At 63.4% G+C, this 11,244-nt stretch carries 6 protein-coding genes and 1 tRNA gene; 4 read left to right on the top strand and 3 right to left on the bottom strand.

Annotated features, from left to right (window positions below; all coding sequences use genetic code 11):
• The 3 genes from VJ464_23030 to VJ464_23020 form a co-directional block, all read left to right on the top strand.
• Nucleotides 1–1,896: S8 family serine peptidase (locus VJ464_23030; GenBank protein ID HKQ08018.1), on the top strand; the 1,896-nt coding region annotated here is incomplete at its 5' end.
• A gap of 100 nt (nt 1,897–1,996) precedes the next feature.
• Nucleotides 1,997–2,872, top strand: coding sequence for a GNAT family N-acetyltransferase (locus VJ464_23025; GenBank protein ID HKQ08017.1), 876 nt, complete (start codon nt 1,997–1,999; stop codon nt 2,870–2,872).
• Nucleotides 2,873–2,967: 95 nt separating this feature from the next.
• Nucleotides 2,968–4,956, top strand: a complete 1,989-nt coding sequence (locus VJ464_23020) for an ATP-binding protein (GenBank protein HKQ08016.1) — start codon at nt 2,968–2,970, stop codon at nt 4,954–4,956.
• A 176-nt stretch (nt 4,957–5,132) separates the two neighbouring features.
• Here the strand turns inward: VJ464_23020 and VJ464_23015 are convergent, their stop codons facing one another.
• The 3 genes from VJ464_23015 to VJ464_23005 all read right to left on the bottom strand — a co-directional run bounded on the left by VJ464_23015 (nt 5,133) and on the right by VJ464_23005 (nt 9,048).
• Nucleotides 5,133–6,581, bottom strand: coding sequence for a sigma-54 dependent transcriptional regulator (locus VJ464_23015; protein ID HKQ08015.1), 1,449 nt, complete (start codon nt 6,579–6,581; stop codon nt 5,133–5,135).
• A 218-nt stretch (nt 6,582–6,799) separates the two neighbouring features.
• Nucleotides 6,800–6,872 (bottom strand) — tRNA-Ala (locus VJ464_23010).
• Nucleotides 6,873–7,029: 157 nt separating this feature from the next.
• Nucleotides 7,030–9,048, bottom strand: coding sequence for a M1 family aminopeptidase (locus tag VJ464_23005; GenBank protein HKQ08014.1), 2,019 nt, complete (start codon nt 9,046–9,048; stop codon nt 7,030–7,032).
• Nucleotides 9,049–9,272: 224 nt separating this feature from the next.
• Here VJ464_23005 and radA point away from each other — a divergent pair, with 224 nt between their 5' ends.
• Nucleotides 9,273–10,652 (top strand): DNA repair protein RadA, encoded by a 1,380-nt coding sequence (gene radA, locus VJ464_23000; GenBank protein ID HKQ08013.1) that lies wholly within the window; start codon nt 9,273–9,275, stop codon nt 10,650–10,652.
• Nucleotides 10,653–11,244: the final 592 nt, after the last annotated feature.

The raw sequence follows: 11,244 nt of genomic DNA, 5'->3' as shown, positions 1-11,244 counted from the left end.
GGCATAAAGCTCAAGCGCGCGCCTCTCGTCGCCGTAAAGCGCGACGCGCAGGCGCGGCAACCCGAGTCGCGTCTGTCCCCAGACCTTCTCGAACTCGCGCGCGACCCCGGCGCGCGGAACGAGCGCGTGCGCGTGATACTTCAAACGGGCGGCGCGGCGGACGCGGCGCTCGCCTCGCTCCTCAGACGCCGCGACGTTAAGACGGACGGCCAACTAGCTTCGGTCGGCGCGCGCGTCGTCGAACTCCCCGCGCGTCTCGTCGAACAACTCTCCGAGCAGAAGGGCGTGCGCTTCGTCTCGCTCGACCGCGAGACGGTCTCCTTCGGCCACGTCTCATACACGACAGGCACGGACACCGTTCGCGACGCTCCCGGCAGTCTCCCGAACCTCGACGGAAACGGCGTCGGCATCGCCGTCCTCGACTCAGGGATAGACGCGGGCCACATAGCCTTCCGCGACGAGCGAAGCAACTTCCTTCGCGTCGTCTACAGCAAAGACTTCACGGGCGAGGGGCGCACGGACGACCCTTACGGCCACGGCACGCACGTCGCATCAATCGCGGCGGGCAACGGCCGCATCTCGAACGGCTCATACATCGGCATCGCGCCCGACGCGAACATAATCAACCTTCGCGTGCTGGGCGCGCAGGGCACGGGCCGCGTCTCGAACATTCTGAGCGCGCTCGAATGGGTCTTGCAGAATCGCGCGCTCTATAACATTCGCGTCGTCAACATGAGTTTAGGCACGGCGGCGGTCGAGTCGTACAAGGACGACCCCGTCTGCCGCGCGGTTCGCAAGCTCGTCGACGCGGGCGTGGTCGTCGTGGCCGCCGCGGGCAATCTCGGCAAGGACTCGGCGGGGCAGAAGGTCTACGGCGCCATTCACTCGCCGGGCGTAGAGCCCTCGGCGATAACGGTCGGGGCGGCGAACACCTTCGGCACCGACGCGCGCTCCGACGACACCGTGGCGAGTTACAGTTCGCGCGGCCCCACGCGCGGCGGACGCACGGACCTGCTCGGCGTCAAGCATCACGACAACCTCATCAAGCCCGACATAGTCGCGCCCGGAAACAAAATCATCGACGCGGCGGCCGTCGATAACTATCTGCTAGCGACATACCCGTCGCTCGACGCGGGAGTGAGTAACTCCGACAAGCGTCGGATGATGTACCTGAACGGCTCTTCGATGGCGACGCCCGTCGCGGCCGGCGCGGCCGCACTGATGCTGCAAGCGAACCCGCGTCTCACGCCGAACCTCGTCAAGATGATTCTGATGTACACGGCGCAGCCGCTCGCCAACAACAACATGTTGGAGCAGGGGGCGGGCGAGATAAACGTCGAGGGCGCTGTGCGTCTCGCGCGCCTCGTTCGCACGGATCTCTCGCCGCTCACGCCCGTCGGCGCGCCGCTGCTCGCGGGCGCGGCGCCTTCGCAGCAGAGCACGATTGCGGGCGAGACCTTCGCTTGGTCGCGCGGCGTCGTGCTCGGCTACGGTTACGCGACCGGGCAGGAGTTGATAACCGCGTATCAGAAAATCTACGGGCTCGGCGTGCTCGTGACCGACGGCGTGCTAGTCACTGACGGCGTGCTGGTCACCGACGGCGTGTTAGTCACGGATCGCACGATGCTCTCGAACGGCGTGCTCGTGACGGACAGCGTCGCGTTCAGCAACGGCGGCGTGATGGGCAGCGGCTCGGTCTACATAAGTTCGGGCGTGCTCGTCACCGACCAGTTCTTCACGGGCGACGGCGTGCTCGTCACGGACAACATCTTGGCGGCCGACTCGGCGCAGGCGATGTCCGCGACGACGAAGGGCGACGCCACAAGCTACTCGCCGCCCGTGCCCGACGCGTGCGACGACTGCGTGAACAGAAAGGTCGGGCGTTTGAACTATTGAAGGGCGCCGGCGGCGGACAGAAACTTCGCCGAAACGTTAACAGCAGCGAACTCGATTAAGGAGTGACGTGATGCCCCAATTCACGGAGTCGAACAAGGCCATGGCACGAACACACGCGCGAGCGCCCGAAGCCTTTCTGGTTCACCCCCTGACCGAAAGGCACAACGAAGGCGAGGTCTTGGACTTCCTCGCCGAACGACCCGTACACACGGTCGTCATGTCCGGACTGATACGCGACAACGGAGTGGAGAGCCCCTTCAACCGAGGGACGTTCTACGCGTGCCGCGACTCGGAAGGGCGACTCGCCGGCGTCGCGCTCATAGGGCACGCGACGTTCGTGGAGGCGCGCACGGAAGGCGCGCTGCGTGCCTTCGCGGAACTCGCGCAGAAGGAGCGCGACGCGCATTTGATACTCGGCGAGCAGGGCTTGATACATCGCTTCTGGGGCCACTACGCGCCCGCCGGTCAGACGCCGCGACTCTTCTGCCGGGAGCTTCTCTTCGAGCAGCGCTGGCCCGTCGAGGCTTGCGAGCCCGTGCCCGAACTGCGGCGCGCGACGCTCGACGACCTGATGCTCGTCATGCCCGTACACGCGGCGATGGCCTACGACGAGAGCGGCATCAATCCGCTCGACGTTGACCTCGCGGGCTTCCGCATGCGCTGCGCGCGTCGCATCGAGGGCGGCCGCGTGTGGGTTCTGGTCGAGGACGGAAATCTGGTCTTCAAGGCCGACATCGCTTCCGAGACGCCCGAATGCACATACGTCGAGGGCGTCTACGTCGAGCCAGCGAGCCGTCAGCGCGGCCACGGCCTGCGCTGCCTTTCGCACCTCAGCCGCAAGCTCCTCGTTGACAGCCAAGAGGTCTGCGCGCTCGTCAACGAGCAGAACCTCGCCGCGCAGTCGCTCTTCCTGCGCGCGGGCTACAAGCTGCGCGGCTACTACGAGACGATTTTCCTCGAACGAAATGGAAAGTAATGAGTGATGAGTGATGAGTGATGAGTAGGGGCATAGGACGCGCCTTGCCTTTCTCTTATCACTCATCACTTATCACTTATCACTGAGGTTGAGAGATGGAGAAGCAGCGTTTCGTCAAGCCTTACATGTTGGCGTTCATCGCGGCGGGCGCGTGCGTGATTCTGTACGCGGCGCTGCGTCTGCCCGTCGAGCGTCTGGACTTGCGGCTCGTGCCGCTCGTCGCGTTCACGCTCTTGGTAAGCTCGCGCTTCTGCATTCCGATTCCGCGCACGACGGGGCAGATTTCGTTCTCGGACGTTTTCATCTTCCTGACGCTGCTGCTCTACGGCGGCGAGGTCGCGGTGCTTCTCGCCGCCGCCGAACTGTTCGCGGCCTCGCGACTCGGCAAGACTCGCCTGAGTCTCTTCACGAGTCTATTCAACGCGGCGATGATGGCCTGCTCGATGTTGACGACCGTCGCCGTGCTGCGCCTTCTCTTCGGCGACGAGACGCTTCTGCGTCGCGGCGATTTCTCGCAGAAGTTCGTCGCGGCGCTCTGCGTGATGGCGCTCGTTCACTACGTCGTGAACTCGACCATCGCCGCCGTTCACACTTCCTTGAAGGCGAACGAGCCTCTGTGGGTGACGTGGCGCAACAAGTACCTTTGGGCTTCGATAACATACTTCGCGGGCGCGTCGTCCGCCGGGCTGATAGTTAAGTTAGTCTCGACGGCCGGTCTCTACGCGCTCGTCGCGGTCGCGCCCATCATCGTCATCGTCTACCTGACCTATCGAACCTACCTCGAAAACATCAACGCGATGGCCGAAGCGGCGAAGGCCGAGGCGGCGGCCGAAGCGCGCGCCGAAGCGGCCGCCGAACAGGCCGAGCAGGCTCGCCGCCACGTCGAAGAGCTTTCGCACTACATCGCCGAGCAGGACAGGATACGCGAGCAGTACGCGCAGATTGAGAAACTGTCGGCCTTGGGCGAGTTGGCGTCGGGCGTCGCGCACGACTTCAACAACACGCTCGCCGGGATTCTCGGCCGCGCGCAACTTCTGCTCTCGACGAAAGACCCGGAGAAGATAGACGCCGGTCTTCAACTCATCATCAAGACCGCGAAGGACGGCGCGAAGACCATCAAGCGCATACAGGACTTCGCTCGGCAGCGTCGCGACCACGACTTTCAACCCGTCTCCGTTGACCAACTGCTCCTCGACGTTCGAGAGATAACGCGCCCGCGCTGGAAGAGCCGCGCCGAGTCGGAAGGAGTTCACATAACTCTTGAGTTGAAACTTGGCACGGACGAGGCGCGCGTGATGGGCGACGAGTCGGAGCTTCGCGAAGTCTTGGTCAACATGGTCTTCAACGCGGTGGACGCGATGCCGGAGGGCGGCACGATTACGCTCTCGACGCGCGAGGCCGGAGGCCAGATTGAAATCGGAGTCTCGGACACCGGCGAGGGGATGACCGACGAGGTTCGCCCGCGCGTCTTCGACCCGTTCTTCACGACGAAGGGCAAGGCGGGCATGGGGCTCGGCCTCGCCGTCTCTTACGGCATCATACGACGCCACGAAGGCTCGGTCTCGGTTCACTCGGAGTCGGGACGCGGAACGTCCTTCCGAATACTTCTTCCGCCCGCTCGCGCCCGCGCCGAGTCGAGGCCGACGGGCGAGCCGCCAGCAATCGCGCTCGTCCCGCAGCAGCCCGGACGGACGCGCATACTCGTCGTCGACGACGAGGAGCGCGTGCGCGAACTCCTGCGCGACATACTTGAGAGCGAGGGCTACTGCGTCGCGCTCGCGCGCGGAGGGCGCGAGGCTTTAGAACTGTTAACCGAGTCGGACTTCGACGCGGTCTTCACGGACTTGGGGATGAAGGGCATGAGCGGTTGGGAACTCGCGCGCGCGGTGAGAGAGCGCGACGAGGCGCTGCCGCTCGCGGTCATAACGGGCTGGGGCGAGGCCGTCGGCTCGACCGAGCGCGACGCGGCGCGCGTCGACTGGGTGGTGACGAAGCCCTTCGACGCGTCGCAGATTCTAGCCATCGCGCGAGAGGTCGCGCGCCGCGTCGAGTCGCGTCAGCGCGGCGCGACGGCCGCCGCCTAAAGTTTTTCCACCATCAAGGGGGAAAGGGAAGCCGCGTGCCTGACGGACGGTTGCGTCCGTCGGCACGCGGCTATTTTTCATGCGGGATTCACCACAGAGACACAGAGGCACAGCTAAAATCATAAAGCAGTGTTCTTAAACTGTGCCTCTGTGTCTCTGTGGTGAAATGTTTCTCTCTAGTCTTGCGCGCGTGAGCCGTTGTTGTCGTCGCCGTTGGAGCGCGCGGCGTTGGGGTCTAGGCCGTGGCGCTTGAGCATGCGTTGGAGCGTCGTGCGGTCTATGCCCAGCACGCGCGCGGCGGCCTGCTTGTTGCCGCCCGTGCTCGCGAGCACGCGCGCGACGTGCAAGCCTTCGAGTTCGGAGAGCGAGAGCAGACGCTCCTCCTCCTTGTGCGTCTCTTCGTGCGCGTCGTGCGTCGCGGCGTCCGTCCGCGAGTTTGCGTCGAACGCGGCGCGCACGCGTTCGGGCAGGTCTTCGGGGCGGACTACGTGCTCGCACAGGGCGACGGCGCGTATGACCGCGTTCTCAAGCTCGCGTATGTTGCCGGGCCACTCGTATGTGACGAGCGCGTGCACGGCGTCGCGCGAGAAGCTCACGGGCTCGCAAGCAGTCGCGTGCGCCGAGCGCTGCGCGAAGTAACGCGCGAGCGGCATGATGTCCTCGCGGCGCTCTCGAAGCGGCGGCAGGTGCAGCGTCACCGCGTTCAAGCGGTAGAACAAGTCCTGCCGGAAGCGGCCCTCGCGCATCTCTCGCTCAACGTCGCGGTTGCTCGCGGCGATGACTCGCACGTCAACGCTTATCGTGTGGTTCGAGCCGACGCGGCGAATCTCGCCCTCCTGCAAAGCGCGCAGAAGTTTTACTTGGAAGGCGGGCGTCGTCTCCGTTATCTCGTCGAGCAGAATCGTGCCGCCGTCCGCCTCTTGCAGGAGCCCTCGCCGGTCGCGCTCCGCGCCCGTGAAGGCGCCGCGCACGTGGCCGAACAACTCCGACTCGATTAACTCGGAAGGTATCGCGCCGCAGTTGACCGCGACGAACGCGCTCGTCGCGCGCAGGCTGCGTCGATGAATCGCGCGCGCGACGACCTCCTTGCCCGTGCCCGACTCGCCCGTGATGAGAACCGGAAGCGACGTGGACGCGACGCGGCCCACCATCTTCATCACCTCGACGAAGGCGGCGCTCGCGCCGACGAGTTCGATGTCCGAAGTGTAGACGGGTTCGGGCGGGAGTTCGCCCGTCGTGCCGGGCCGCTCGCGCTTCTCGTTCGAGTGGCGGACTGCCTGCGCGATGCGAAGCACGTCCTCGTTCTCGAACGGCTTCATGAGGTAGTCGTATGCGCCCAAGGATACGGCGTCGAGCGCGCCGGCGGCCGAGCCGTGCCCGGTCATCAGAACGATCCGCGCGTCGGGCTGCTCCTCGACGAAGCGCCGCAGAACCGTGTAGCCCTCGGCCTCGTGGTGGTCGCTGAGCTTCACGTCGCAGAAGACGAGCGACCAAGCGTCGTCGCCCAGAAGCTCGAAAGCCCGGTCGGCCGACTCGGCCTCGCTTACGTCCCACCCTTCGGCGCGCAAGACCTCCGCGACGTTGCTGCGCACAAGCTCGTTGTCGTCTATGACGAGTGCTTTCATCAGTCGAACCTTGAGAACACACGCGGGCCGCACGCGCCGCACCCGACGCATAACGCGCCGGGGCAACTCCCGGATGAGGTGGAAGAGCGCCTTTATTTTTATCGCGGAGAGGCGAGGCGCGGCAAGTGTACCCGACCGAACGAAAGAGAACTGTCGCCATCCGCACAAAAAGTTGAGGGGAGGCGCCGACTGCCTCCCCTCAACTTTTAGACGCCCGATGGAGCCGAGGGGGATCGAACCCCTGACCTCTGCAATGCCATTGCAGCGCTCTCCCAGCTGAGCTATAGCCCCAGTCAATCAACCGTGCCGGAACTGGTTTTCCAGCGCAACCCTAGTGTAGCAAACCGCTTTTCAGTGAGTCAACCGCGTCGCTGGCGCGGCTTGCTCGATAAAAAAGCCACGCGGTTGATTCAAAACCGCGTGGCCCGGATGGTCTAACAATTGATAGCTATTCGTTCGACACCTGCGCGGCGCGCTCCTTCTTGTAAGGCTGGCCCTTGAAGCGCTCGGCGGCTTTCTGCGCCCCGTTGTAATCGTTGCCATTCGAGATCGCCTTGTCATACTCGGCGACGGCGCGCTCGCGGTTGTCGTCGGCGTCATAGGTGTTGCCGCGCTTGATGTAGGACCAGACCTCGATCCACGACGGCTCCAGGTCGCCATCGAGCGCCTGCGTAAAGGCGTCGCGCGCCTTCTGCCAGTTGCGCTGCTCCATGTAGAGCAGGCCGAGGTTGTACCACGCCAGCGACGAGCGCGGGCTCAGCTTGATCGCCTGGCGGTACTGCTCTTCGGCTTCGGCGTTCTCTTCGCGCTGCGCCGCCTGGATGCCGCGCCGCACGACGACGGCGACCTTCAGCGCATCCGACGTGCGCAGATAACGGTTCTCCGGGTCAACGACGACTTCGAGCGGCTTGCCTTCTGCCGCGAGGTCGAAATCCGCGGAGGTGCCGCGCATGTCGAGCGTCTCTTTTGATTCGCGCCCGCCTTCGGCTTCAATCGCCACCGTCACCGGCCCGCGGAACGAATCCATGTTCTGCCGCACCGTGCCGCGCACGCGGAACTTGCCTTCCTTGGTGCGCAGGATGGTGTATTCGGTCTTGAACTCCGGCACACCGGTCGAATCCACCCACATGCCGAAGAAGCCGCGCAGCTTCTGCCCGGTCACCTTATCGGCGAGCGCCTCGAAATCATCGATGTTGGCGTTCTGGCCCTTGTAGGTCGAGTAGTAGTTCTTGAGCAGGGTGAAAAACTTATCGTCGCCGATGGTGCCGCGTAGCATGTGATAGACGTAAGCGCCCTTATAGAAGATCACCGACTTGTAGGCCGGCGACTGGTCGTTGAGCTGCGCCGGCGCGCGCGCAATCGACGCTTCCTGCTCGTAGGCCAGCGCCAGCTCGATCATCTCGCTGAGCGATTCGCGGAACTCGGCGGCGGTCTGCTGCGATTCGCGGTAGAGCAGCGAAGAATACTCGGCCAGCCCTTGCGACAGCCATGCGTCGTCAAAGTTCTTCAGGCCGACCGCCTGCCCCCACCATTGATAAGCGACTTCGCGCGCCAGTTGATCTACCGGCAAAGCCTTATCCGAGGCCAGCGTCTTGTGCGGCAGGAAGGTGATGCCGGCGGCGCTGTAAGTGTCGAGGGTTTCGTCATCCACCTGGGCGACGACATAGCGCGTGCCGTAGGCGTAAGGGCCGAAGCGCGTGTTATAGAACTGGAGAATCTGCGCGACCTCCTGGCCGAACTCCTGGGCGCGAGTCTCGCTGCCGGGCAACACGAAAACATCGATCTGCATGCCGCCGGCGTTGATCGTCCGCGTGATGAATTGACCGGCGGCAAACGAACCGGGCAGCACCGGCTGGGTCTCGACAAAGGTGAAGGTCGGGCGACCGTCTTTGCCTGTCGTCGCCGTCACAGGGTTGCTGCTGTGGCCGGCGACCGTCCAGGTTTTCGGGACGGTGATGCTGATATCAGAAGTGGCGCGGTCGGCGGCATAGCCGTGAAAAGGGAACCAGCGCGCCGCGTAAAACAGGTAAGCCTGCTCAGGCCCGACATAGGCCAGCCGCGTGTCCGGCAGCGGCCCGCCTTCGGGGGTCGCCAGCGGCCCTGAATATTCAAACGTCAACGTGATGTCCGAGTTAGCTTCGTAGAGTTTGCCGAGGTTCACCTTGACGTTCAGCTCGTTGACCTTGTCCTGAATGAATTGCAGCGCCGTCTTGCCATCCTGCGCCTTGACCGCGGTGACCGTCAGCGAGCCGTTCATCTCAAGCACCGCGGATTGCGTCTGCTTCAGCGCCTTCATGGTGACGGTGGCGGTGGCTTTCAAGGTGTGCGAATCGGGCAACAACTCGGCGTTGATCTTGTAGTGTGTGATGTCAATCGGCGAGCTCTGCTCCTGCGCCCGCGCCAGGGGCGCGAAAGCACAGGCGAGCACCAGAGCCGCTACCATTCTGCTCAATCCTTTGATAATCATTCTGTTGGGTTTCCTTCTGAATTGGAGCGATCTTCCGACCTTAAATTATACCATCGCTGAATCGCGCGATACCAGTACCCCGAAGTCGGCATTTTCGGGGCATCTTTAGGGGGAATGGCGTGCGCCGCGATTCTTGCGGCAAAGCTCAACTTGCTTGCGCGAATGGCCATCGCGCATACTTAGGAATAGAACCCCCGCGAATCCATAGGAACGAAGAAGGAAGCATGGCAAAGCTGAAAGGCCCGCGAGTCGTCTATGTCTGTCAGCAGTGTGGCGCGCAACAGCCGCGCTGGCTCGGCAAGTGCCCCGATTGCGGCGAATGGAACTCGCTCGTCGAAGAAAAGCCGGCGTCGGCAAGCCCCGAATCGTCGCCGCGCGGCGGCCTCTTTCGCATGCGCGCCGTGACGCCGCTCGCTTATCAAGAGATCGAGAGTCAGGACGACGCGCGCCAATCGTCGGGCATCAACGAGTTCGACCGCGTCTTAGGCGGCGGCATCGTCCCCGGCTCACTGGTGCTGATCGGCGGCGATCCCGGCATCGGCAAATCCACCCTGCTGCTCGAAGTCTCGGACAAGCTCTCGCAGGCTTATGGCAAGGTGCTTTATATTTCCGGCGAAGAGAGCGAGCGGCAGATCAAGTTGCGCGGCGAGCGCCTGGGCATCAACCCGCGGGGGCTTTACCTGTTGGCGGAGACCAACCTTGAGCGCATCTTCGCAGAGATTGACGCGCTCGACCCGCAAGCCATCGTCGTTGATTCGGTGCAGACGGTCTTTTCGTCGAAGCTCGAAAGCGCGCCCGGCTCCGTTTCGCAGGTGCGCGAAGTCGCCGGGCAGTTTCTGATGCTCGCGAAGAACCGCACGCTGCCGGTCTTCTTGATCGGCCACGTCACCAAAGAAGGCATGATCGCCGGCCCCAAGGCGCTCGAACACATCGTCGACACGGTGCTCTACTTTGAAGGCGAGCGCCACCACAACCACCGCATCATTCGCGCCGTCAAGAATCGCTTCGGCGCGGCTAACGAAATCGGCGTGTTCGAGATGACCGGGCGCGGCCTGGTGCCGGTGACCAATCCTTCGGGGTTGTTCCTGAGCGAACGGCCCGTCGGCGTGTCGGGCTCGGTCGTCACCGCCTGCATGGAAGGGACGCGGCCGATGCTGGTCGAGATTCAGGCGCTGGTGACCTCGAACAAGTATGGCACGGCGCGGCGCATGACGCAGGGCGTCGATTCACAACGCGTCGCTTTGCTGATGGCGATGATGGAGAAGCGCATCGGCATGCATGTCCTGGCCGACGATGTCTTCGTGAACGTCGCCGGCGGCATGGCGATTGACGAGCCGGCGGCAGATTTAGGCATCGTCGCGGCGATTGCGTCGAGCTTTCGAAATGTGCCGATAGAGGAACGCTCGGCGGTCTTCGGCGAAGTCGGGCTGGCGGGCGAAGTGCGCGCGACGAGCCAGGCGGCGGTGCGCGTCCGCGAAGCCTATGCGATGGGCTTTCGCCGCTGTGTCATTCCGCAAGGCAACCTCACGGGGCTTGAATATGATGATGCGATTGAAGTGATCGGCGTGCGCGACGTGGGTGATGCGCTCGAAGCGCTGTTTTGATGGCCGCAGAAATACGCCGAAGGGAATGACGCAGCCCCCGTTGCCCCATTCCCTTCAGCTTCGTTGTTTTGTCTGTCTGTCGCTTCTTTCAGTTTTGCGGTGACCGACGCAGCCCCCGTTGCCTCGGCCACCGCGTAACTTCTTTAAGCTACGCCGTACACATTGGCAATGCTCGTGCCACGGGTTACGGCCCGCTCAGGTAGCCGTAAATGCTCGATTTATAACAACGCGGCTTGCCCGTCTCAACTTGCGCTTACGAAATTTGTCAGTCATCGGGTGACGATTCCTGTAACGGAGAAGAAGTCAGGGGTCAGGAGTCAGAAGTCAGAAGGGAAACAGGAGTCGGCGTACCGCGCCTCCGCATCTATTTGGCTTTCTATTCTTCATCAGCGGCTTTCTGCTCCCTCTTCTGACTTCTGACTCCTGACTCCTGACTTCCTGTTTTCGGTAGCATATTTATAGAGTTCAGCTATAATGAACGCGGTCGGAGCGCTGCTCCGGCCCGACCGGCAGCAGCACGGGTCGCACGCTTGGCCAAGCTCCTCATTCTTTATCGCCTGGCCGACGCACGCCGCCCGAAGCGGGTCTTGCC

The sequence above is a fragment of the Blastocatellia bacterium genome, from assembly GCA_035275065.1.
Taxonomy (GTDB): domain Bacteria; phylum Acidobacteriota; class Blastocatellia; order UBA7656; family UBA7656; genus DATENM01.
Note: the sequence above shows the minus strand (reverse complement) of the source record. Positions and strands in the feature narration are given on the sequence as shown.

What these genes read in the sequence shown, in the direction of transcription:
- VJ464_23025 (HKQ08017.1), top strand. Translation starts at nt 1,997, where the DNA reads ATGGCACGAACACACGCGCGAGCGCCCGAAGCCTTTCTGGTTCACCCC.
- VJ464_23020 (HKQ08016.1), top strand. Translation starts at nt 2,968, where the DNA reads ATGGAGAAGCAGCGTTTCGTCAAGCCTTACATGTTGGCGTTCATCGCG.
- VJ464_23015 (HKQ08015.1), bottom strand. Translation starts at nt 6,581, where the DNA reads ATGAAAGCACTCGTCATAGACGACAACGAGCTTGTGCGCAGCAACGTC.
- VJ464_23005 (HKQ08014.1), bottom strand. Translation starts at nt 9,048, where the DNA reads ATGATTATCAAAGGATTGAGCAGAATGGTAGCGGCTCTGGTGCTCGCC.
- radA (HKQ08013.1), top strand. Translation starts at nt 9,273, where the DNA reads ATGGCAAAGCTGAAAGGCCCGCGAGTCGTCTATGTCTGTCAGCAGTGT.